This window comes from Variovorax sp. (assembly GCF_035634955.1).
In the GTDB taxonomy this organism is placed as follows: domain Bacteria; phylum Pseudomonadota; class Gammaproteobacteria; order Burkholderiales; family Burkholderiaceae_C; genus Variovorax.
In genome coordinates this window covers 71,847-94,709 of record NZ_DASQBZ010000010.1, presented here as the reverse complement: position 1 = coordinate 94,709, position 22,863 = coordinate 71,847, and the positions used below count along the sequence as shown (strand labels likewise).

Here is a 22,863-nt window from a genome sequence, read left to right as displayed (position 1 = left end):
TTCAAGGTGGCGGCGGAGGCAGCGGCGCAGCGCGCGGCTTGGTCCGCTGAGCGTTGCGCGCATCGAGATCGGCGCGCTCCCTGCGTGCCGCTTCGACCTTTTCCTCGTAGCGCGCGCGCTCGACGGCATCCTGCTGGCGACGCTCTTGGCGCTGGGTGTCTTCAGCTGCGTTGGCCCGCTGCTTGTCTTCCCAGTCGCGGCGGCTGGCCGCCGCGTCGGCCTGGCGCTGCTGGCGGCTGGCGGCCTGCTCGGCGGCTCGCCGATCGCGCTCCTGCTGGTCCTGCAGGGCCTTGCGCTGGTGCTCCTGCGCGTCGAAAGAGGACGATTTCGCATTGGCCGCCTCCAGGCGCTTCAGCGCGGCGTCGCCGCGCCGCTGCCGCTCCGCGTCATTGATGGCGGCTTCCTGGCGGTCCAGTTCCTCGACCTCGACCCGGCGCCGGCGGCGGCTCTCGTTCAGGCAATCGTTGACGGCGAATCGGCTGTAGCAGGCTTGCCGTTCCTTGCCGTAGCGAGTCTCGATCTTCCCGCGCTCGGCGGCGATCCGGTCGTGTTGCGCCTTTTCGCTGGCCTGCAGGGCGGCCTCGGCGGCCGCCTCGGGCGGCGCGCCGGCACCCGCATTCGCGTCCTGCGCGCACGCCGGCATGGCCAACAGGGCAAGGATGACTGCAGGAAGGTATCGGATCATGTGATGCGCGTGTCCACCGCGCGGCGCTCCAGCGCCAGGAACTCGGCCGACCGCATTTCGTGCAAACGCGAAATGGTACGCGGAAACTCATGCGCCAACGGCCCTTCCGTGTAGAGCTCCTCGGGCGGCACCGCGGCCGACATGATGAGCTTGACGCGACGGTCGTAGAGCACATCCACCAGCAGGGTGAAGCGCCGTGCCTCGGACGCCATGCGCACCGGCATGTGGGGGACGTCGGACAGCAGCACGGTGTGGAACTGGGTGGCGATCTCGAGGTAGTCGTTCTGCGAGCGCGGGCCGCCACACAGCGTACGGAAGTCGAACCACACCACGCCGCCGGCACGCCGGCGTGCACGGATCTCGCGCGACTCGATGTGCAGGACGGGGTCCTCGTCAGCGGTCTCGGCCAGGCGGTCGAAGGCCTCGGTCATTTCGCGGTCCGCTTCCGGGCCGCCGGGCGTGAGGTACAGCCTCACCGCCTCCAGCGTCCGGCGCCGGTAGTCGGTCCCGTTGTCCACGTTGACCACTTCCAGGTTCTGGTTGAGCAGCTGGATGGCCGGCAGGATCCGGTCGCGGTGCAGTCCGTCCGGATACAGATCGTCAGGCTTGAAGTTGGACGTGGTGACGAAGCCCACGCCGTTGTCGAACAGCGCCACCAGCAGGCGATGCAGGATCATTGCATCGGTGATGTCGGCGACGTGGAACTCGTCGAAGCAGATCAGCCGGTATCGCCTGGCGATGCGCCGGCCCAGCTCGTCGAGCGGATTGACTGTGCCCTGCAGATCGGCCAATTCCCTGTGCACCTCGCGCATGAACTCATGAAAGTGCAGGCGCGTCTTGCGCTTGACGGGTACCGCTTCGTAGAAGCAGTCCATCAGGAAGCTCTTGCCGCGCCCCACCCCGCCGTACATGTAGACGCCGCGCGGAATGTCGGGCCGGTTCAGAAGCTTCTTGATGGCGTTGGAGCGGCGCGACTTGTAGGCCACCCACTCCTGGCAGCACCGCTCGAGCGCGTCGATGGCGCGAAGTTGCGCGGGATCGCTTGCGAAACCCCGCGCCTTGAGCTCCGTCTCGTAGACGGAACGCACCGAATGGGCGCTGCTGCCTGCCACGCGCCGGTCAGAAGTTCAGAGTGCGCTTGTCGACCGCCAGCGCGGCTTCCTTGGTCGCTTCGCTCAGGGACGGGTGCGCGTGGCAGATGCGCGCGATGTCCTCGCTGCTGGCCTTGAACTCCATGGCGACGACCGCCTCGGAAATCAGCTCGCTGGCCATCGGACCGACGATGTGCACGCCCAGGATCTCGTCCGTGGCCGCATCGGCCAGGAACTTCACCATGCCGGTGGTGTCGCCCAGGGCCCGCGCGCGGCCATTGGCCATGAACGGGAACGTGCCGGCCTTGTACTTCACGCCATCGGCCTTGAGCTGCTGCTCGGTGCGCCCCACCCACGCGATCTCGGGGCTGGTATAGATCACCCAGGGGATCGTGTTGAAGTTGACGTGGCCATGCTGGCCCGCGATGCGCTCGGCCACCGCGACACCTTCTTCTTCGGCCTTGTGGGCCAGCATGGGGCCGCGCACCACGTCGCCGATGGCCCACACGCCAGGCAGATTGGTCTTGCACTCGTCATCGACCACGATGGCGCCGCGCTCGTCCAGCTTCAGGCCCACCGCCTCTGCGGCCAGCCCGGTGGTGTTGGGCACGCGGCCGATCGAGACGATCAGCTTGTCGACCTCCAGCGCCTGGTCCTCGCCCTTGGCGTTCTGGTAGGCGACGGAAACGCCCTTCTTGGTCGACTTGATCTCGCCGACCTTCACGCCGAGCTCGACCTTCAGCCCCTGCTTGTCGAAAGCCTTCTTGGCTTCCTTGGCAATCTGCTCGTCCACCGCGCCGAGGAACACGGGGAGCGCCTCGAGCACGGTCACGTCCGCGCCCAGGCGACGCCAGACCGAGCCCATCTCGAGGCCGATGACGCCGGAACCGATCAGCGCGAGCTTCTTGGGAACCGCGCCGATGCGCAGCGCGCCGTCGTTGCTCAGGACGTTCTCTTCGTCGAACGGCACGCCAGGCAGCGCGCGGGCGTTGGAGCCGGTCGCGATCACGATCTGCTTGCCCGACAGCGTCTCCTCGGCAGCGCCGGCCACCTTGATCTCGTAGCCGCCCTCGGCCGCCTTCACGAACGATCCGCGGCCATGGAAGAAGCTGACCTTGTTCTTCTTGAAGAGGAACTGGATGCCGTCGTTGTTCTGCTTGACGACGGTGTTCTTGCGCCCCAGCATCTTGCCGATGTCCAGGCCCAGGCCCTTGACCTCGATGCCATGGTCCGCGAAATGCTTGGAGGCGTGCTCGTAGTGCTCGGACGACTGCAGCAGCGCCTTGGAAGGAATGCATCCCACGTTGGTGCAGGTGCCGCCCAGGGCGGGACCGCCCTTTTCGTTCTTCCACTCGTCGATGCAGGCGACCGAGAAGCCCAGTTGCGCCGCACGGATGGCGGCGATGTAGCCGCCGGGGCCGCCACCGATGACGACGACGTCGAATTGCTTGTTGCTCATGTGTTGACGCCCTCGCTCAGATGCCGAACAGCAGACGCGCCGGATCTTCCAGGGCTTCCTTCATGGCGACGAGGCCAAGGACGGCTTCGCGGCCGTCGATGATGCGGTGGTCGTAGCTCATGGCCAGGTAGTTCATCGGGCGCACCACGATCTGGCCGTTCTCGACGACGGCGCGATCCTTCGTGGCGTGCACGCCCAGGATGGCCGATTGCGGCGGGTTGATGATCGGCGTGGACAGCATCGAGCCGAACGTTCCGCCATTGGAGATCGAGAAGGTACCGCCGGTCATGTCCTCGATGCCCAGCTTGCCCTCTTGTGCCTTCTTGCCGAACTCGGCGATCTTCTTCTCGATGTCGGAAAAGCTCATCTGGTCGGCATTGCGCAGGATCGGCACCACCAGGCCGCGCGGCGAGCCGACGGCAATGCCGATGTCGAAGTAGCCGTGGTAGACGATGTCGTTGCCGTCGACCGAGGCGTTGAGCACCGGGTACTTCTTGAGGGCATGCACGGCCGCCTTCACGAAGAAACTCATGAAGCCGAGCTTGGTGCCGTGCTCCTTGGTGAACGAATCCTGGAACTTCTTGCGCATGTCCATGACCGGCGCCATGTTCACCTCGTTGAAGGTGGTCAGGATGGCGTTGGTGGACTGGGACTGCAGCAGGCGCTCGGCGATGCGCGCGCGCAGGCGGCTCATCGGGACGCGCTGCTCCGGGCGATTGGCCAGCTCGGCGCTGGCCGAGGGGGCCTGCACCTGCGGCAGTGCCGTCTTCGGCGCACCGGTGGGAATCTGCACGGCAGGCGCCACCGAGGGGGTGCCCGCGCCGCGCGCCACGGCCGAGATGACGTCACCCTTGGTGACGCGGCCGTCCTTGCCGGTGCCGGATACGTCGGCCACGGTGAGGTTGTTGTCCGCCAGCAGCTTGGCCGCCGCCGGCATGGCAACGTCGCCCTTGCCGCCGCCCGCAGAGGTTGCCGGAGCTGCGGCCGCCGGTGCCGCCGCGGCAGCTGCCGGTGCGCCAGCAGCGGGTGCCGGCGCTGCCGCACCAGCCTTGGCCGCCGTGTCGATCCGGGCGATGAGCTGGTCGGCCGCAACGGTGGCGCCGTCGGCCTCGACGATCTCGGACAGCACGCCGGCCGCCGGTGCCGGCACCTCGAGCACGACCTTGTCGGTCTCGATCTCGATCAGGATCTCGTCGATGGCGACCGCTTCACCCGGCTTTTTCTTCCATTGCAGCAGGGTGGCCTCGGCCACGGATTCGGACAGTTGGGGAACCTTGACTTCTACGATAGACATTTGATGTGTTCTTTCCGCTTCGCTTTGCTCTTATGGGGCAGCGCGTTGGTTGTTCTTACTTGGTCAGCACGAAGCCCTTGAGCTTGGCGAAGGCGGCATCGACCAGCGCCTTCTGTTGTTCCTGATGCAGGTGCGAGTAGCCCACGGCCGGCGAGGCCGAAGCGGCGCGGCCGGCATAACCCAGCTTCTGCCCTTCGCTCATGTTCTCGTGGATCTGGTGCTGCACGAAGAACCAGGCACCCTGGTTCTGCGGCTCGTCCTGGCACCACACCACGTCGGCCAGGTTGGGGTACTTCTTCAGTTCGGCGGCAAACGCGCGGTGCGGGAACGGATACAGCTGCTCGACGCGCAGGATGGCGACGTCGTCGCGGCCGGACTCGGCCCGCTTCTTGGCCAGGTCGTAGTACACCTTGCCCGAGCACGCGATCACGCGCTTGACCTTGTCGGCCTTGAGGTCGCCACTGTCGGGAATGACCGTCTGGAAGCCGCCCTTGGTGAACTCGGACAGCGGAGAAGTCGCGTCCTTGTTGCGCAGCAGCGACTTGGGAGTCATGATGACCAGCGGCTTGCGCAGGTTGCGCACCATCTGGCGGCGCAGCACGTGGAAGATCTGGCTGGCCGTGGTCGGCTGCACGATCTGCATGTTGGTGTCCGCGGCCAGCTGCATGAAGCGCTCCAGGCGTGCCGAGCTGTGCTCGGGCCCTTGCCCTTCGTAGCCGTGCGGCAGCATCAGCGTGATGCCGTTGACGCGGCCCCACTTCACTTCGCCCGACGCAATGAACTGGTCGATCACGACTTGCGCACCGTTGACGAAGTCGCCGAACTGCGCTTCCCAGATCACCAGGGTGTTCGGGTCGTTCGAGGCGTAGCCGTACTCGTAAGCGAGCACGGCTTCTTCCGACAGGATGGAGTCGATGACGACGAACGGTGCCTGATGTTCGGCAACGTTCTGCAGCGGCACGTAGGTGCCGACGTCGAACTTCTCGCGCTTCTGGTCGTGCAGGACGGCATGGCGGTGCGTGAACGTGCCGCGGCCGCTGTCCTCGCCCGACAGGCGCACGGGATAGCCGCTGGACACCAGCGATGCAAACGCCATGTGCTCGCCCATGCCCCAGTCGATGTTGGACTCGCCCCGGCCCATGGCCGCGCGGTCGTCGAGGACCTTCTTGACCAGCGGATGCACCGTGAAGTTGTCGGGCACGGTGGTGATGCGTTCGGCCAGCCGCTTCCACTCGGACGTCGGGATGGCCGTGTCGGCGGCATCGGTCCACTTCTTGCCCAGGAACGGGCTCCAGTCGACGGCGTACTTGCTCTTGAAGTTGGTCAGCACCGGATCGACCGTGTGCTTGCCGGCGTCCATGGCGGCGCGGTACGCCTTGACCATATCGTCTCCCAGCGACTCGCCCAGGCCTTGCGCGGCCAGCTTGTCGGCGTACAGCTTGCGGGTGCCGGGGTGCTGGGCGATCTTCTTGTACATCAACGGCTGGGTGAGCGAGGGCGTGTCCTGCTCGTTATGGCCCAGCTTGCGGAAGCAGATGATGTCGACCACCACGTCCTTGTGGAACTCCATGCGGAACTCCAGCGCCAGCTGGGTTGCCAGCACGACGGCCTCGGGGTCGTCGCCGTTCACGTGCAGCACGGGGGCGTCGATCATCTTGACGATGTCGGTGCAATACAGCGTCGAGCGGCTGTCGCGCGGATCGCTGGTGGTGAAGCCGATCTGGTTGTTGATGACGATGTGAACCGTACCGCCGGTGTAGTAGCCACGCGTTTCGGCCAGCGCCAGGGTCTCCATCACGACGCCCTGGCCGGCAAAGGCGGCGTCGCCATGCACGAGCACCGGAAGCACCTGCTTGCCGTCGTCGTCGCCGCGGCGGTCCATGCGGGCGCGCACCGAGCCCTCGACCACCGGGTTGACGATTTCCAGGTGCGAGGGGTTGAAGGCCAGGCTCAGGTGGACCGGGCCGCCAGGGGTGGTCACGTCCGAGCTGAAGCCCTGGTGATACTTGACGTCGCCCGAGGGAAGTTCTTCGGGCGCCGTGTGGTCGAACTCGGCGAACAGGTCCTTGGGCATCTTGCCCAGCGTGTTGACGAGCACGTTCAGCCGGCCGCGGTGGGCCATGCCGATGACGATCTCCTGGACGCCGCGGGCGCCGGCCTGCTCGATCAGCTCGTCCATCGAGACGATGAAGCTCTCGCCGCCTTCGAGCGAGAAGCGCTTCTGGCCGACGTACTTGGTGTGCAGGAAGCGCTCCAGGCCCTCTGCCGCGGTAAGGCGGTCGAGCACGCGCTTCTTGTCGTCGGTGCTCAGCTGCGGGTTGGTGCGTGCGCTTTCCAGGCGCTGCTGCCACCAGCGCTTCTGGTTCTGGTCGGTGATGTACATGTACTCGGCGCCGATGGAACCGCAGTACGTCTCGCGCAGCGCGTTGAGCAGGTCGCGCAAAGACATGGTGTCCTTGCCGAAGAAGGTGTTGCTCGTGTTGAACACCGTCTCGAGGTCACCGTCGGTGAAGCCGTAGAACGACGGCTCCAGTTCGGGAATGGCGGGGCGCTCGACCCGCTTGAGCGGGTCCAGGTCGGCCCAGCGGGCGCCGACGTTGCGATAGGCCGCGATCAGCTGCTGGACGGCGGTGCGCTTGCGGCCCAGTTCGGAATCGGCGCCACTCGCCTGGACCACCTGCTTGGTGCCCTGTTTGGCCAGTTCGGCAAAGGCGTTGATGACCGGCTGGTGCGGCACATCGCGGCTGTTGGAGCCGTCGGCCGCGGGCACGTGCTGCAGCGCGTCGAAGTAGGCGCGCCAGTTGTCGGGCACGCTGGTGGGGTTGGCGAGGTAGTTCTCGTACATCTCTTCGACATACGGCGCATTGCCGCCGAAGAGGTAGGAGTTGCCTTGATAGGCCGTATAGACGCCCGCGCCGGACGTCTGATTCGAATCGCTCATGTCGCGCTGACCTTCGCTCCCCTGCAGGGAGCATGAGTTGGTTGCAAAACCTCCCGCGACACGGCTGAACCGATTGGCGGATGCGAACTGTGGCTGGAAGGGCCTGAATTCAGCCCGCTATTGTGCCACTTCGCGCCTCGCAGCGTCCGGAGGGCCGGCCAGCCGGCGCCCGTGCCTGCTCATCCCAGAACCGATTGACGGATCTGCTGCAGGCTGGCCGGGTCGTCCATCGTGCTGAGGTCGCCCGGGTCGCGCTGCTCGCACACCGCCTGGATGGCGCGGCGCAGCAGCTTGCCGCTGCGCGTCTTGGGCAGCGCCGCCACGAATCGCACGCGGGCGGGCCGCGCGACGGCGCCCAACTGGTCGTTGACGTGCTTCATCACTTCGCCTTCGAGCGCCATCGCACGGGTATCGTCGCCCAATGCACCCGCATCCCTTGGCACGACGAAGGCCACGGCAACCTGGCCCTTGACAGCGTCGGCGACGCCGACGACGGCCACTTCCGCCACCTGCGCATGGCCGGCGATGCATTCCTCGATTTCGCGCGTGCCGAGCCGGTGGCCGGCCACGTTGATGACGTCATCGGTCCGCCCGAGGATGAAGAAGTAACCGTCCGCGTCTCGGATGCCCCAGTCGAAGGTGGAATAGACCATGCGGCCCGGGATGCTTTTCCAGTAGGTGTCCACGAACCGGGCGTCGTCCTTCCAGATCGTCTGCATGAAGCCGGGAGGCGTCGGCCCTTCGATGACGACCACGCCCTTCTGGCCGGGTTCCGTCAGTTCCGCCCCGGTGTCCTCGTGCACGATCTTGACCTTGAAGCCGTACATCGGCACGCCGGGACTGCCCAGCTTGGCTCGCTGGCGCTCCACGCCATTGGCTAGCGTGACGATCGGCCAGCCCGACTCGGTCTGCCAATAGTTGTCGATGATCGGCACGCCCAGGCCATCTCCGATCCAGCGCGCCGTCGGTTCGTCCAGCGGTTCGCCCGCCAGGAACAACGCGCGCAGGCTCGACAGGTCGTACTTGCGCAAGAGCGCCTGGTCCTGCTTCTTGAGCACCCGCACGGCCGTGGGCGCGCTGAACATCACCGAGACCTTGTACTTCTCGATCAGGCGCCACCAGATGCCGCCGTCTGGTTGGCCATCCATGCCCTGCGTTGGCAGGCCTTCGTACATCAGTGTCGCCATGCCCGCCAGCAGCGGACCATAGACGATGTAACTGTGTCCCACCACCCAGCCGATGTCGCTCGTGCAGAAATAGGTTTCGCCCGCATGCCCGTCGAAGATGTGCCGCATGCTCGCGGCCAGTGCCACGGCGTAACCGCCGACGTCCCGCTGCACGCCTTTGGGCCGCCCGGTGGTGCCGCTCGTGTAGATGGTGTAGCTGATGTCGGTGGCGTCAAGCCAGGTACAGGGCACATCGACGTCGCCCAGGCCGGCCGCGACTTCATCGGCCAGGTGGTCGCGGCCGTCGACGAGCGCCATGGGCGCGAGCCTGCGGTCGGTCAGCAGAACAGCCTCCGGCTTGTGAGCCGACAGGCGGATCGCCTCGTCGAGCAGCGGCTTGTACGCCATGACCTTGCCGCCGCGCGAGCCAGCGTCGCTGCTGACGATGACCTTGGGCGCGGCGTCCTCGATGCGCGACGCCAACGCCACGCTGGCAAAGCCACCGAACACCACGCAGTGAATGGCACCGATGCGCGCGCAGGCCAGCATGGCGAAAGCGGCTTCGGGAATCATCGGCATGTAGATCAACACCCGATCGCCCTTGGCCACGCCAAGCGCCTTCAGACTGGCCGCAGTCCGCACGACCTGCTCGTGCAACTGCCGGTAGGTGTAGGTGCGCTCGGTGCCGGTCTCGGTCGAGACGTGGATGAGCGCAGCCTGGTCGGCCCGCTGGGCCAGGTGCCGGTCGACCGCGTTGTGGCACAGGTTCGTGGTGCCACCAGCGAACCACTTCACGAACGGCGGGTCATCTGCATCCAGGATCCGCTTTGGCGGCGTTTGCCAATCGATCAATGCGGCCTGCTCCGACCAGAACGCCTCGGGGGTCTCGATCGAGCGGGCGTAAAACGCGGCGTAGCTGCTGTTCATCTCGGTGTGTCTCCAACTTGTCGTTCTTAGTGGGGCGCGGTCAGCGAATGAGCGCGAGCGCTTCGCGGAACGCCGGGTGCTCGGCGCTGCGCAGCCATTCGAAGGCCACCATTTCAGTGGTCACGAGTTCGGCTCCGGCGCCGGCAAGGCGGTCGAACGCCGCGTCGCGATTGCGCTCGGTGCGCGAGCCGCACGCGTCCGTCACCACCCAAACCTCGAACTCGTCCTCGATCAGGTCGAGCGCAGTCTGCAACAGGCATACGTGTGTCTCGCAGCCCGCGATGACGACGGCGTCGCGCGCTGGCGCCGCCTCGGCAGGGCCTTTCTGCAGATGCCGGGGCAGGCTGCGCGCATTGCCGCGCGGCGCTGGCGGCTGCGGCGGGCGCAGCCACTCGCCCAGGCCCTCCTCTACCGCACTGAAATGCATCTTGCTCAGCACCCGTTGGCACAGCGATCGGACCTCTGGCGCCACCGGGCCGAGGCCGGAGGGATTTTCCTCGGTGCCCCAGGTCGGTACCTTCATGAGCCGAGCCAGTTCGCCGAGCCGCACGGCATTGCGCACGACGGCCTGCGCGTCGTGAATGGCGGGCATCAGGCGCGCCTGGTAGTCGACCAGGACGAGTTGTGATTGAGCGACGTCGAGCAGCATCTTTGAACCTGGCTGGATAGCGGAAATCAGGCACCGGGCCACGCGCAATTGTCCGCGGCCCGGCGAAAAGCTGCGACCCTACCACCGACCGGGTGCGCGCCAACCCGCGATGGAGGGCGGATTGCTATGGCTGCAGCCTGATCAGTTTGCCGTCCGCCTGGTCGGTCAGTACGTAGAGCAGTCCGTCGGCCCCCTGGCGCACGTCGCGGATGCGTGCACCGCCGTCCTCCAGCAACTTGTGCTCCGCCACTACCTTGCCACCGCGTAGTTCGATGCGATCGAGATAGCCGAACTTGAGCGAGCCGACGAACAGGTTGCCGCGCCAGGCCTTGCCATATCGGTCGCTGTTGAGAAAAGCCATGCCGGACGGCGCGATCGAAGGCACCCAATAGTGAAGCGGCTGGTCCATGCCGTCCTGGGCCGTGATGCCCTGGCCGATCTTGCCGCCGCCGTAGTTCTCGCCGTAGGTGATCACCGGCCAGCCGTAGTTGTGCCCGGGCTGGAGAACATTGAGTTCGTCGCCGCCCTGCGGACCGTGCTCGATCATCCACACGCGCCCGTCCGGGCCGAGCGCCGCGCCCTGCCCGTTCCGGTGGCCATAGGTCCATATCTCCGGCGCGGCGTCAGCCTTTCCGACGAAGGGGTTGTCGGCCGGAACGCTACCGTCCTTGGCGATGCGCACCACCTTGCCCAGGTGATTTTCAAGCTTCTGGGCGTCCTCCTTGCGGCTGAAGCGGTCGCCGAGCGTGAGGTAGAGCGTCCCGTCCGACGCCTCGACGATTCGGCAACCGAAGTGGTTGCGGCTGGCGACCTTGGGCCGCTGGCTGAACAGCACCTGGACGCCTTCCAGCCGGGAGCGGTCCACGGCCAGTTGCGCCTTTGCCAGCGCCGTGCCGTTCGCCGGCCCGTCGCCATCGGGTTCCGAATAGCAGAAGTAGACCGTCCGATTGACGGCAAAGTTGCTGTCCAGGATCACGTCGAGCAAGCCCCCCTGTCCGCCGATGGCGACTTGCGGCACACCCGGCAGCGGCGCCCCGACCTTGCCGTCGGCATCGACCACCCGCATCCGCCCCAGTCGCTCTGTCACCAGGAAGCGCCCCGAGGGCATGACGGCGACCGCCCACGGATTCTCGAGGCCGCTGGCGACCACCACCGGACGGGGCCCGGCGACGGCCGTCGCAGGCAGTTTTGCCTGCGCGAGAACGACTTGTGCAAAGCCCAGCAGGCATAGGGCGGCAGACAGCGCCCGGAAGATATTCGAGTACTTTGCCATTACTTTGAAAGCAGTTGATGCAAGTTGTTAAAAACATCCTCGATCACTGTTACATCTCCGAAGTCCGCAAGAGTTGCAAAACTTCTTTGCGAACAATGGGATAGATCATTTTCTTGAGACAATAGATCGTTTGACATTACCCGGTGTCATCAATATCCTACGCGTCATGCGTTTTGTCGTCTTACCCGCGCTCCTCGTCTTGGCTTGCAGTCAAGCTCTCGCCGCCCCCACGCAAATCGAACGCAACGACGAAATAGGTCACCTTCTCGTCAACCAGGGCCTGATTGCCCAACTCGACCAGGTTCGCCAGACGGTCAGCGACCGCACGTCCAGTCTCGTGTCCGCGGCAGTCGGATTTCTGGGCGTACCCTACCGGCGCGGCGGCAATTCCGCCGAAACCGGGGTCGATTGCAGCGGACTGGTACGCACTCTATATGACCAGACGCTCGGTTTGGTGCTGCCCCGCCGGGCGGAAGAACAGGCGGCTGCCACCGAGAAGATCGACCGCTCCGACCTGAAGCCAGGCGACCTGGTCTTCTTCAACACCATGCGCCGCGCCTTCAGCCATGTAGGCATCTACATCGGCGACGGGAAGTTCATTCATGCACCGCGAACCGGTGCCTCCGTGCGCATCGAAAGCCTGGAAGGAAGCTACTGGAAGCGTCGTTTCAACGGCGCCCGCCGCGTGCTGGGCATGGACACGGCCGACGCGTCCACGGCCACCGTCGCGCCACGCTGAGCCGGCGCCCCGCCCCAATGAAAAACCCGCCGCCGGCGGGTTTTTCGTTGCTGGCACTGCCCGGAATCAGCGCCGTTGCGGCGGCAGATCCGTGCAGGTGCCATGCGCGGCTTCGGCGGCCATGCCGATGCTTTCGCCGAGCGTCGGGTGCGGGTGGATTGTCTTGCCGATATCCACTTCGTCAGCGCCCAGCTCGATGGCAAGCGCCACTTCGCTGATCAGGTCGCCCGCGTGGGTTCCCACGATGCCGCCGCCAACGATGCGATGCGTCTCGGCATCGAACAGCAGCTTGGTCGTTCCCTCGTCGCGACCGTTGGCAATGGCGCGGCCTGACGCCGTCCAGGGGAACAGCCCCTTCTTGACCTTGATGCCCTGCGCCTTGGCCGCGTCTTCGGTCAATCCGACCCAGGCGACTTCCGGATCGGTGTAGGCCACGCTCGGGATCACCCTCGCCTGGAACGCCGCGCTGGCGAGGGCCTTGTCGCCCAGTTGCTCGCCCGCGATCACCTCGGCAGCCACGTGGCCTTCGTGCACCGCCTTGTGGGCCAGCATGGGCTGCCCGACGATGTCCCCGATGGCGAAGATGTTCGGCACGTTGGTGCGCATCTGGATGTCGACCGGAATGAATCCACGGTCGCTCACCGCAACACCGGCCTTCTCGGCGCCGATCTTCCGGCCGTTCGGGCTGCGTCCCACGGCCTGCAGGACCAGGTCATAGACCTGCGGCTCCTTGGGCGCCTGCTCGCCTTCGAACGTGACGCGGATGCCCTCGCTCGTGGCCTCGGCGCCGACGGTCTTCGTCTTGAGCATGATGTTGTCGAAGCGTGGCGCGTTCATCTTCTGCCACACCTTGACCAAGTCCCGGTCGGCGCCGGTCATCAGGCCATCGAGCATTTCCACCACGTCCAGGCGTGCGCCCAGCGTGGAGTACACCGTGCCCATCTCCAGCCCGATGATGCCGCCGCCGAGGATCAGCATGCGCTTGGGCTCGTGGCCCAGTTCCAGCGCGCCGGTGGAATCGACCACGCGCGGGTCCTTGGGCATGAACGGCAGGCTCACGGCCTGCGATCCGGCGGCGATGATGCAGTTCCTGAAGCGAATCACCTGCTTCTTGCCAGTGAGTTGCTGGCCGTCGCCGCTGCTTTCCTGCACTTCCAGGTGGTGTGCATCCAGGAAGGCGCCGACGCCGCGCACGGTGGTCACCTTGCGCATCTTGGCCATGGCGGTGAGGCCGCCGGTGAGCTTGCCCACCACCTTGTTCTTGTAGCCCAGCAGCTTGGTCCGGTCGATTTTGGGCGCACCGAAGTCCACCCCCAGGTCGGCGAAGTGCTTGACCTCGTCCATCACGCCGGCGACGTGCAGCAGGGCCTTCGACGGAATGCAGCCGACGTTGAGGCAGACGCCGCCCAGCGTGGCGTAGCGCTCGACCAGGATGGTCTTGAGTCCCAGGTCGGCAGAACGGAAGGCGGCCGAGTATCCGCCGGGTCCGGCGCCCAGGACCAGCACGTCGCACTCATGGTCGACACCGCCCGAATAGCTCCCCGCCGGAAGCGGTGCAGCCGCCGGCGCGCTGGCGGGCGCGGGCGCAGGGGACACCGGCGCAGCGGCGGCAGGCGCGGACGCCGGCACAGCGGCAGCGGCACCTGCCTCCGCCTCCACCGTCAGGATGACCGAGCCCTCATGCACCTTGTCGCCGACCTTGACGGACAGCGACTTGACCACGCCGCCCTGGCTGGCCGGGATCTCCATCGACGCCTTGTCCGACTCCACGGTGATCAGCGACTGCTCGGGGACGATGGTGTCGCCGACATTCACCAGCACCTCGATGACCGCCACCTCCGCGAAGTCGCCGATGTCGGGAACCTTGATCTGTTGTTCGCTCATGGGGTCCCCTTACAGCAGGATGCGGCGATAGTCCGCCAGCACCTGGGTCAGGTAGGCGTTGAAGCGAGCCGCCGAGGCGCCATCGATGACGCGGTGGTCATAAGACAGCGACAGCGGCAGGGTCAGCCGGGGAACGAACTGCTTGCCGTCCCACACCGGCTTCATGGCGCTCTTGGACAGCCCCAGGATGGCCACCTCGGGCGCGTTGATGATCGGCGTGAAATGCGTACCGCCGATGCCACCCAGGGAGCTGATCGAGAAGCAGCCGCCCTGCATGTCGGCCGACCCGAGCTTGCCGTCGCGGGCCTTCTTGGCCAGCTCGCCCATTTCCTGGCTGATCTGCAGGATGCCCTTCTTGTCGGCATCCTTGAGCACCGGCACCACCAGGCCGTTGGGCGTGTCGGCTGCAAAGCCGATGTTGAAGTAGCGCTTGTAGACCAGTGCGTCGCCATCCAGGCTGGCGTTGAACTCGGGGAACTTCTTCAGCGCAGCGACCACGGCCTTGATGACGAAGGCCAGCATCGTCACCTTGACGCCGGACTTCTCGTTCTCCTTGTTGGTCGAGACGCGGAAGGCTTCCAGCTCTGTGATGTCGGCCTCGTCGTTGTTCGTGACGTGCGGGATCATCACCCAGTTGCGGTGCAGGTTGGCACCGCTGATCTTCTTGATGCGCGACAGCTCCTTGCGCTCGACGTCGCCGAACTTGGCGAAGTCGACCTTGGGCCACGGCAGCAGGTCCAGGCCGGCGCCGCCGCCGGCGGCCTGGCTTGCGCCGGCTCCGGCCTTCGTCGTCGCCGCGCCGCTCATCACGGCGCGGGTGAAGTTCTGGATGTCTTCCTGCGTGATGCGGCCCTTCGGGCCGGTGCCCTTGACCTCGTCCAGCGGCACGCCAAGCTCGCGGGCGAACTTGCGCACCGAAGGCGAGGCATGCGGCAGTTGCCCGCTCGGCGCCACGGTCGGGTCATGCGGCGGCGCGGTGGCCGGCGCGGGCGCTGCGGCAGGCGCGCTTGCCGCGCTTGCCGTGGTGGCCGGGGCCGAAGCCGAAACAGGGGACGCCGCTGTCGCCGGCGCCGCCGCCGGCGCTGCCGAGGCGGCGCCTTCCAGCACGGCGACCAGGTCGCCGATGTTGAGCTTGTCGCCCACCTTCACCGCCACCGTCTTGACCGTGCCGGCCGCCGGCGACGGGATCTCCATCGAGGCCTTGTCCGACTCGACGGTGATCAGCGATTGCTCCGCCGCCACGCTGTCGCCCGGCTTGATCAGCACCTCGATCACCGCGACGTCCTTGAAGTCCCCGATGTCGGGCAACTTGACCTCGAGCGAACCGCCGGCAGCCGGGGCGGGCGCGGCGGCGGCTTCAGGTGCCGGGGCCGGTGCTGGAGAAGGCGCCGCCGCCGGTGGCGGCGCCGATGCGGCGGGCGCGGGCGCGGCGCCCTCGCCCTCACCCTCGAGCAGCAGCACAACGCTGCCTTCGCGCACCTTGCTGCCGACGTCGACCTTGAGCTCCTTCACCACGCCTGCGGCGGTGGAAGGAATTTCCATCGAGGCCTTGTCGGACTCGACCGTGATGAGCGACTGGTCGACTGCAATCGTGTCACCTGCCTTGACCAGCACTTCGATGACGGCCACGTCGTCGAAGTCCCCGATGTCCGGGACCTTGACTTCCATCAATGCCATAACTGTCTCCCGCCCTGAAGGCGATTGTTGGTTGTTGAGCGAACGCCTTCTTACGCGTAGAGCGGATTGATCTTTTCGATGTCGATGCCGTATTTCTTGATGGCGTCGGTCACCTTGTCCACCGGCAGCGCGCCGTCCTCGGCCAGGGCCTTGAGCGCGGCCACGACGATGAAGTGACGGTTGACCTCGAAATGCTCACGCAGCTTGCTGCGAAAGTCGCTACGGCCGAACCCGTCGGTGCCCAGCACCTTGAAATTGCGGCCCTTGGGAACGAAGGCGCGGATCTGGTCGGCGTAGTTCTTCATGTAGTCGGTCGACGCGATCACCGGACCGCCCTCGCCCAACTGCTGGGCCACGAAGGGCACGCGCGGTGCCTCGGTCGGATGCAGGAGGTTCCAGCGCTCGCAGTCGGCGCCGTCGCGGGCGAGCTCGTTGAAGCTCGGGCAGCTCCAGATGCGGGCGGCAACGCCCCAGTCCTGCTCGAGCAGTTCCTGCGCGTGGAAGGCTTCGCGCAGGATGGTGCCGCTGCCCAGCAGGTCGACCACCGGCGCCGCCTTGCCCTTGGCACCCTTGGCCTTGATCTCGGGGGCCTGCTTGCAGATGTACATGCCCTTGATGATCTGCTCCTCGGTGCCAGGCTGCAGGCCCGGCATGGGGTAGTTCTCGTTGAGCAGGGTCAGGTAGTAGTAGACGTTGTCCTGCTTCTCGACCATGCGCTTGAGGCCGTGATGCAGGATCACGCCCACCTCGTGCGCGAAGGTCGGGTCGTAGCTCACGCAGTTGGGGATGGTGCCCGCCAGGATGTGGCTGTGGCCGTCCTCGTGCTGCAGGCCCTCGCCGTTGAGCGTGGTGCGCCCGGAGGTACCGCCGAGCAGGAAGCCGCGCGCCTGCATGTCGCCGGCGGCCCAGGCCAGGTCGCCCACGCGCTGGAAGCCGAACATCGAGTAGTACACGTAGAACGGCACCATGATCCGGTTGCTGGTGCTGTAGCTGGTGGCCGCGGCAATCCAGCTGGACATGCCGCCGGCCTCGTTGATACCTTCCTGCAGGATCTGGCCGGACTTGTCCTCCTTGTAGTACATGACCTGGTCCTTGTCGACCGGGGTGTACTGCTGGCCATCGGGGTTGTAGATGCCCACCTGGCGGAACAGCCCTTCCATGCCGAAGGTACGCGCCTCGTCCACCAGGATCGGCACCACGCGCGGCCCCAGCGCCTTGTCACGCAGGAGTTGCGTCAGGAAGCGAACGTAGGCCTGGGTGGTCGAGATCTCGCGTCCCTCGGCGGTGGGCTCCAGCACGGCCTTGAAGGTCTCGAGCGACGGCACGGTGAAGCTCTCGTCGGCCTTGGTCCGGCGCTGCGGCAAGTAGCCGCCCAAAGCCTTGCGACGCTCGTGCAGGTACTTCATCTCCGGCGTGTCGTCGGCCGGCTTGTAGAACGGCAGGTCGGCGATCTGGCTGTCGGGGATCGGGATGTTGAAGCGGTCGCGGAAGGCCTTGATGTCCTCGTCGCCGAGCTTCTTCGTCTGGTGGACGGTGTTCTTGCCCTCGCCGATCTTGCCCATGCCGAAGCCCTTGACGGTCTTGATGAGCAGCACCGTGGGCTGGCCCTTGTGGCTGACCGCGGCATGGAAGGCGGCATACACCTTCTGCGCGTCGTGGCCGCCGCGCCGCAGCTGCCAGATCTCGTCGTCGCTCATGTTCTCGACCATCTTGGCGGTGCGGGGATCGCGGCCGAAGAAATGCTTGCGAACATAGGCGCCGTCGTTGGCCTTGAAGGCCTGGTAGTCGCCGTCGTTGGTCTCCATCATGATCTTGCGCAGCGCGCCGTCCTTGTCGCGCGCAAGCAGCGGATCCCAGTTGCTGCCCCACACCAGCTTGATGACGTTCCAGCCGGAGCCGCGGAACTCGCCTTCGAGTTCCTGGATGATCTTGCCGTTGCCGCGCACCGGGCCGTCAAGGCGTTGCAGGTTGCAATTGATGACGAACACGAGGTTGTCCAGCCGCTCGCGTGCAGCCAGGCTGATGGCACCGAGCGATTCCACCTCGTCCATCTCGCCGTCGCCGCAGAAGACCCAGACCTTGCGGTTGGCCGTGTCGGCAATGCCGCGGGCGTGCAGGTACTTGAGGAAACGGGCCTGGTAGATGGCCATCAGGGGCCCCAGGCCCATCGAGACCGTCGGGAACTGCCAGAAGTCCGGCATCAGCTTGGGGTGCGGATAGCTCGACAAGCCCTGGCCGCCAACTTCCTGGCGGAAATTGACCAGCTGCTCCTCGGTCAGGCGACCTTCGAGGTAGGCGCGGGCGTAGATGCCGGGCGAGACGTGACCCTGGATATACAGGCAGTCGCCACCGTGCTTCTCGCTTTCGGCGTGCCAGAAGTGGTTGAACCCGGCACCGAACATCGTGGCCAGCGACGCAAACGACCCGATGTGGCCGCCCAGGTCACCGCCTTCGGGCGGGTGGTGGCGGTTGGCCCTGACCACCATCGCCATCGCGTTCCATCGCATGTAGGAGCGCAGCCGCTCCTCGATCTCGAAGTTGCCCGGCGAGCGCTCTTCCTGGTCCGCCTCGATCGTGTTGACGTAGGCGGTATTGGCCGAGAAAGGCTTGTCGATGCTGTTCTGCCGGGCATGCTCGAGCAGCTGCTCCAGGAGGAAGTGGGCGCGGTCCCTGCCCTCGGACTGAATCACGGCGGACAGGGCGTCCATCCATTCGCGGGTTTCCTGGGCATCCGCGTCATTGGCTGCCGCGCCGACGTTCTCGGGGTTTGCCGACATGCTTTTGTCTCCTTGATGGATGTGGCTCTAATTTAGTGCCCGGTTGAAGTTGCGCGGGAGTTTCCCACAAAAAAAGCCAATTTCAAATAGTGCTTTTTCAATCCACAATATGAAATTCAACTCAATGGAAAGGCCGATGGCCGGTGCGTGCTCAATCGCGCCGTTTGCGCCTCCCCTACACTTCCGCAATGGCGTCCCCGCTCTTGCCCAAGGACGCGCAGCCCAAGGCTCGCGCGCCACTGTCTCCGTTCGCTCTCTGGCGACGCTGGTGGCGTCGCCAGACGCCGAGAATCCAGGACGCCCTGGCGATGCTGGCCCCGCTGGCCGCGGTGCTGCTGTTCCTGGCCGCTATCGTGGCCGCGTTCTGGTACTTGCGCGCCGAGGAACTGGAGCGCGAACAGGAGTCGGTCAAGCGCGACGTCGAATACGCGCAGCAGCAATTGCGCCTGCGCCTGCTCGAGCGCCAGGAGCAGCTCATGCGCATCGCCCGCGACGCCGGCACGCGCGAGATCGATGCCGCCGAGTTCACCAGCCGGGCGGAGTCGCTGTCCAGCCAGTACCCTGAACTGCAGGCCATCAGCTGGATCGACGACCGGCGGCGCTTCCTCGCGGTGTACTCCGCACCAAGCGTGCATCCGGCCCAGCAGCACCTGCTGGGCGACGTTCTGAGGCCCGGCGACATCGAGACCAACTATGCGCTGGCGCGGGAGTTGCGCCAACCGGTGTTCTCGCAGCCCGCCGCGGGCGCCGACGTCCCAGCCAGCGTCCTGCAACTGCACATACCGATGTTCGACCAGGGACTCTTCGCCGGGGTCGTGCTCGGCGAGTTCTCCGTCGACGCCCTGCTGCGCTACGGAATTCCGCCCGAGGTCTCGGCGCGCTATGCGGTCTCGCTCCTCGACGGCAAGGGCAAGCTGATCGCGGGCAACACGGTCAACCCGGTGGAGCCCCCGGTTCATTTCCTGCCGTGGTCGAAGAAGGTCAAGGAGTACGAGGTACCGGTCTCGCCGGTGGGCAACGGGCTGAACCTGCGCGGCCAGGGGTACCGCACCTCCCAGGGCCTCGTCGGCAACGGCCTGTTCTGGCTCGTGATGGCACTGAGCGTGCTCACCAGCTGGATCCTGATCGGCAATTGGCGCCACACGCGCAGACGACAGGCGGCACAGGAAGCGCTGGTGGCCGAAACCAACTTCCGTCGCGCCATGGAAAACTCCATGCCCACCGGCATGCGCGTGCTCGACCTGGATGGCCGCATCTCCTACGTCAATGCCGCATTCTGCGCGATGACCGGCTGGGACGAGGACGAGCTGGTCGGCCAGTCGCCGCCCTTTCCCTACTGGCTCGAGGCCGATCGCGAGATCATGAACGAGCGGCTGGAAGAAGAACTGCACGGCCGCTCCCTGCCGGGGGGCTTCCAGGTGCGGGTCAAGCGCAAGAACGGCACGGTCTTCAACGCGCGCCTTTACGTATCGCCACTCATCGATGCGCGCGGACACCAGACCGGCTGGATGACGTCGATGACCGACATCACCGAGCCGACCCGCATCCGCGAACAGTTGTCGGCCTCGTACGAGCGCTTCACCACGGTGCTCGAGGCGCTGGACGCCGCCATCTCGGTGGCGCCCATCGGCAGCGAGGAACTGCTGTTCGCCAACAAGCTATACCGCCTCTGGTTCGGCTCCAACACGGTGGGTCACCTGAGCATGGTGGCCCAGGCCGGCGTGCCTCCGGCCACGACACACGACGACGCACTGGATGAAGTCGATGCATTTGCCGGCCTCCCCATCGACACGCTGACCGGCGCGCAGCCGGCCAACAACGAGATCTTCGTCACCGACCTGGGCAAGTGGCTCGAAGTGCGCTCGCGCTACCTGACCTGGGTCGACGGCCGGCTGGCCCAAATGGTCATCGCCACCGACATCACGCCCCGCCGCGACGCCGAGGACCAATACGCCCAGCAGGCCGACCGCGCGCAAGCCGCGAGCCGGCTGATCACCATGGGCGAAATGGCTTCCAGCGTTGCGCACGAACTGAACCAGCCACTGGCGGCGATCACCAACTATTGCAACGGCATGGTCTCGCGCATACGCGGCCAGCAGATCGATGCCGACTCTCTGTTGTCGGCACTCGAGAAAACCTCTCGCCAGGCGCAGCGCGCCGGGCAGATCATCCAGCGCATCCGCACCTTCGTGAAGCGCAGCGAACCCAACCGTACCGCCGCAGACGCCGCCACGATGGTCGGCGAGGCCGTGGAACTCGCCGGCATCGAACTGCGTCGGCGCAACGTGCGGTTGAACCACTACGTGGCAGCGCGACTTCCGGTTCTGCAGGTCGACCCGATCCTGATCGAGCAGGTGCTCGTCAACCTGCTGCGCAACGCGGCCGAGGCGATCGACCTGGCGCAGCGCCCGCCGGCGCGCCGAAGCGTCGAACTGCGCGTGCTGCCCCGCACGGTCGACGGCCACCCGGCGGTGGAGTTCTCGGTGCAGGACACCGGCCTTGGCCTGGCACCCGAAGTCATGGAGCGGCTGTACGAGGCATTCTTCTCGACCAAGCCCGAAGGCATGGGCATCGGCCTCAACCTGTGTCGCACCATCGTGGAGTCGCACCGGGGCCGGATGCAGGCGGAGAACATCTACAATGGAACGGAGATAGTCGGGTGCCGTTTCTCGTTCTGGATTCCGGTACTCGACTCCATGCATTCATTGGCAAGCGACGAGGCAAAGGTACCTGCATGAGTTTGATCCCGAAAAAAGGTACGGTGTATGTCGTCGACGACGACGAGGCCGTGCGCGATTCGCTGCAATGGCTGCTCGAGGGCAAGGACTACCGGGTCCGGTGCTTCGACTCCGCAGAATCGTTCCTCTCCCGCTACGACCCGCGCGAGGTCGCCTGCCTGATCGTCGACATCCGCATGGGCGGCATGACCGGCCTCGAGCTGCAGGACAAGCTCATCGAGCGGCGCTCGCCGCTGCCGATCGTGGTCATCACCGGCCACGGCGACGTGCCGATGGCCGTCGACTCGATGAAGAAGGGTGCGATGGATTTCATCCAGAAGCCCTTCAACGACGAAGACCTCGTTACTCTGGTCGAGCGCATGCTCGAACATGCCCGCGAGACCTTCGCCCAGCACCAGCAATCGGCCAGCCGCGACGCCCTGCTGTCCAAGCTGACCGGCCGCGAGGCGCAGGTGCTCGAGCGAATCGTTGCCGGCCGCCTGAACAAGCAGATCGCCGACGACCTGGGCATCAGCATCAAGACCGTTGAGGCGCACCGCGCCAACATCATGGAGAAGCTCAACGCCAACACGGTGGCCGACCTGCTCAAGATCGCATTGGGACAGGCCGCGCCGACAGCCAAGGCCTGAGCACCATCCCATCCGAGACGCCCGCCCAGGCACTGAGCGGGCGTTTTGCATTCCGGCTCCGAAAGGCACATACCTATGACAGCCCAAATCATCGACGGCAACGCCCTGGCCCGCACCATCCGCGACGAGGTCGCCAGCCGCACCGCGGCGCTCAAGGCACGGGGCGTGCAGCCGCACCTGCGCATCATCCTGGTCGGCGAAGACCCCGCCAGCCAGGTCTATACGCGGCACAAGGTGAACGACAGCACCGCCACCGGTCTCGACGCGCGGCTCGAGACCTACCCGGCCAGCCTGAGCGAAGCCGACCTGCTGGCCCGCATCCATGAGCTCAACGACGACGGCACCGTGCACGGCATTCTCGTGCAGCTGCCGCTGCCTCCGCACATGGACAGCCAGAAGGTCATCGAGACGATCTCGCCGGCCAAGGACGTCGACGGCTTCCACATCGCCAGCGCCGGCGCCCTGATGACCGGCGCGCCGGGCTTTCGTCCGTGCACGCCATACGGCTGCATGAAGATGATCGAATCCATCGGCTACCCGTTGCGCGGCAAGCATGCGGTGGTCATCGGGCGCAGCAATATCGTGGGCAAGCCAATGGCGATGATGCTGCTGGCGCACAGCGCCACGGTCACCATCTGCCACAGCGCCACGGCAGACCTGGGGGCCATCACGCGCCAGGCCGACGTTGTCGTCGCGGCAGTCGGCAAGCGCAACGTGCTCACCGCCGACATGGTCAAACCCGGCGCAGTGGTGATCGACGTCGGCATGAACCGAAACGAAGAGGGCAAGCTGTGCGGGGATGTCGACTTCGACGCCGTACGCCAGGTAGCGGGCTGGATCACGCCGGTGCCAGGAGGCGTCGGGCCGATGACCCGCGCCATGCTGCTGGTCAACACCCTGGAAGCGGCCGAGCGCCAGTCGGCCTGAGCGGTAG

General features: G+C 66.0%; 15 protein-coding genes. 4 read left to right on the top strand and 11 right to left on the bottom strand.

The window, feature by feature from the left end:
• Window position 1 precedes the first annotated feature (1 nt).
• The 8 genes from VES41_RS04395 to VES41_RS04360 all read right to left on the bottom strand — a co-directional run bounded on the left by VES41_RS04395 (window position 2) and on the right by VES41_RS04360 (window position 11,485).
• Window positions 2-649: a hypothetical protein gene (locus tag VES41_RS04395; protein ID WP_324813482.1), complete on the bottom strand. Its 648-nt coding sequence runs from the start codon at window positions 647-649 to the stop codon at window positions 2-4.
• A 32-nt stretch (window positions 650-681) separates the two neighbouring features.
• Complete coding sequence (zapE, locus tag VES41_RS04390) at window positions 682-1,797, bottom strand: cell division protein ZapE (RefSeq protein WP_324813480.1); 1,116 nt, start codon at window positions 1,795-1,797, stop codon at window positions 682-684.
• Between the two features lie 7 nt (window positions 1,798-1,804).
• Window positions 1,805-3,235 (bottom strand): dihydrolipoyl dehydrogenase, encoded by a 1,431-nt coding sequence (lpdA, locus tag VES41_RS04385; protein WP_324813478.1) that lies wholly within the window; start codon window positions 3,233-3,235, stop codon window positions 1,805-1,807.
• A 16-nt stretch (window positions 3,236-3,251) separates the two neighbouring features.
• A complete protein-coding gene (odhB, locus tag VES41_RS04380; RefSeq protein WP_324813476.1) occupies window positions 3,252-4,529 on the bottom strand; it encodes a 2-oxoglutarate dehydrogenase complex dihydrolipoyllysine-residue succinyltransferase in 1,278 nt (425 codons plus the stop codon).
• A 55-nt stretch (window positions 4,530-4,584) separates the two neighbouring features.
• A complete protein-coding gene (locus tag VES41_RS04375) occupies window positions 4,585-7,470 on the bottom strand; it encodes a 2-oxoglutarate dehydrogenase E1 component (protein ID WP_324813474.1) in 2,886 nt (961 codons plus the stop codon).
• 179 nt (window positions 7,471-7,649) lie between these two features.
• Window positions 7,650-9,563, bottom strand: a complete 1,914-nt coding sequence (locus tag VES41_RS04370; protein WP_324813472.1) for a propionate--CoA ligase — start codon at window positions 9,561-9,563, stop codon at window positions 7,650-7,652.
• A 40-nt stretch (window positions 9,564-9,603) separates the two neighbouring features.
• Entirely contained in the window at window positions 9,604-10,212 is a 609-nt protein-coding gene (locus VES41_RS04365; RefSeq protein WP_324813470.1) for an isochorismatase family protein, read from the bottom strand.
• A gap of 124 nt (window positions 10,213-10,336) precedes the next feature.
• Window positions 10,337-11,485 carry a PQQ-dependent sugar dehydrogenase gene (locus VES41_RS04360; RefSeq protein WP_324813467.1) on the bottom strand — a complete coding sequence of 383 codons (1,149 nt, stop codon included), beginning with the start codon at window positions 11,483-11,485 and terminating at the stop codon, window positions 10,337-10,339.
• Between the two features lie 166 nt (window positions 11,486-11,651).
• Here VES41_RS04360 and VES41_RS04355 point away from each other — a divergent pair, with 166 nt between their 5' ends.
• Entirely contained in the window at window positions 11,652-12,224 is a 573-nt protein-coding gene (locus tag VES41_RS04355; protein ID WP_324813610.1) for a C40 family peptidase, read from the top strand.
• A 66-nt stretch (window positions 12,225-12,290) separates the two neighbouring features.
• Here VES41_RS04355 and lpdA (VES41_RS04350) read toward each other — a convergent pair whose 3' ends face one another.
• Genes lpdA (VES41_RS04350) through aceE form a run of 3 tightly spaced genes read right to left on the bottom strand, consistent with a single transcriptional unit; the run spans window position 12,291 to window position 18,562 of the window.
• The gene (gene lpdA, locus VES41_RS04350) at window positions 12,291-14,108 is read right to left on the bottom strand and encodes a dihydrolipoyl dehydrogenase (protein ID WP_324813464.1); all 1,818 of its coding nucleotides are present in this window, start codon (window positions 14,106-14,108) and stop codon (window positions 12,291-12,293) included.
• A 9-nt stretch (window positions 14,109-14,117) separates the two neighbouring features.
• Window positions 14,118-15,785 (bottom strand): dihydrolipoyllysine-residue acetyltransferase, encoded by a 1,668-nt coding sequence (gene aceF / locus VES41_RS04345; protein ID WP_324813461.1) that lies wholly within the window; start codon window positions 15,783-15,785, stop codon window positions 14,118-14,120.
• Between the two features lie 50 nt (window positions 15,786-15,835).
• The gene (gene aceE / locus VES41_RS04340) at window positions 15,836-18,562 is read right to left on the bottom strand and encodes a pyruvate dehydrogenase (acetyl-transferring), homodimeric type (protein WP_324813458.1); all 2,727 of its coding nucleotides are present in this window, start codon (window positions 18,560-18,562) and stop codon (window positions 15,836-15,838) included.
• A 188-nt stretch (window positions 18,563-18,750) separates the two neighbouring features.
• On the opposite strand from aceE, the gene VES41_RS04335 reads away from it, so the two are divergent.
• From VES41_RS04335 to folD, 3 genes are all read left to right on the top strand, one after another.
• Window positions 18,751-21,300: a PAS domain S-box protein gene (locus VES41_RS04335; RefSeq protein WP_324813456.1), complete on the top strand. Its 2,550-nt coding sequence runs from the start codon at window positions 18,751-18,753 to the stop codon at window positions 21,298-21,300.
• Window positions 21,297-21,929 carry a response regulator transcription factor gene (locus tag VES41_RS04330; RefSeq protein ID WP_324813454.1) on the top strand — a complete coding sequence of 211 codons (633 nt, stop codon included), beginning with the start codon at window positions 21,297-21,299 and terminating at the stop codon, window positions 21,927-21,929. Before VES41_RS04335 ends, VES41_RS04330 begins: the two co-directional genes overlap by 4 nt.
• Window positions 21,930-22,004: 75 nt before the next feature.
• Window positions 22,005-22,856, top strand: a complete 852-nt coding sequence (gene folD, locus VES41_RS04325; protein ID WP_324813451.1) for a bifunctional methylenetetrahydrofolate dehydrogenase/methenyltetrahydrofolate cyclohydrolase FolD — start codon at window positions 22,005-22,007, stop codon at window positions 22,854-22,856.
• The last annotated feature ends 7 nt before the right edge of the window (window positions 22,857-22,863 follow it).

Bases quoted from the DNA above. Each gene is read 5' to 3' on its own strand.
- lpdA (WP_324813478.1), bottom strand. From the start codon at position 3,235: ATGAGCAACAAGCAATTCGACGTCGTCGTCATCGGTGGCGGCCCCGGC.
- odhB (WP_324813476.1), bottom strand. From the start codon at position 4,529: ATGTCTATCGTAGAAGTCAAGGTTCCCCAACTGTCCGAATCCGTGGCC.
- VES41_RS04375 (WP_324813474.1), bottom strand. From the start codon at position 7,470: ATGAGCGATTCGAATCAGACGTCCGGCGCGGGCGTCTATACGGCCTAT.
- VES41_RS04370 (WP_324813472.1), bottom strand. From the start codon at position 9,563: ATGAACAGCAGCTACGCCGCGTTTTACGCCCGCTCGATCGAGACCCCC.
- VES41_RS04365 (WP_324813470.1), bottom strand. From the start codon at position 10,212: ATGCTGCTCGACGTCGCTCAATCACAACTCGTCCTGGTCGACTACCAG.
- VES41_RS04360 (WP_324813467.1), bottom strand. From the start codon at position 11,485: ATGGCAAAGTACTCGAATATCTTCCGGGCGCTGTCTGCCGCCCTATGC.
- VES41_RS04355 (WP_324813610.1), top strand. From the start codon at position 11,652: ATGCGTTTTGTCGTCTTACCCGCGCTCCTCGTCTTGGCTTGCAGTCAA.
- lpdA (WP_324813464.1), bottom strand. From the start codon at position 14,108: ATGAGCGAACAACAGATCAAGGTTCCCGACATCGGCGACTTCGCGGAG.
- aceF (WP_324813461.1), bottom strand. From the start codon at position 15,785: ATGGCATTGATGGAAGTCAAGGTCCCGGACATCGGGGACTTCGACGAC.
- aceE (WP_324813458.1), bottom strand. From the start codon at position 18,562: ATGTCGGCAAACCCCGAGAACGTCGGCGCGGCAGCCAATGACGCGGAT.
- VES41_RS04335 (WP_324813456.1), top strand. From the start codon at position 18,751: ATGGCGTCCCCGCTCTTGCCCAAGGACGCGCAGCCCAAGGCTCGCGCG.
- VES41_RS04330 (WP_324813454.1), top strand. From the start codon at position 21,297: ATGAGTTTGATCCCGAAAAAAGGTACGGTGTATGTCGTCGACGACGAC.
- folD (WP_324813451.1), top strand. From the start codon at position 22,005: ATGACAGCCCAAATCATCGACGGCAACGCCCTGGCCCGCACCATCCGC.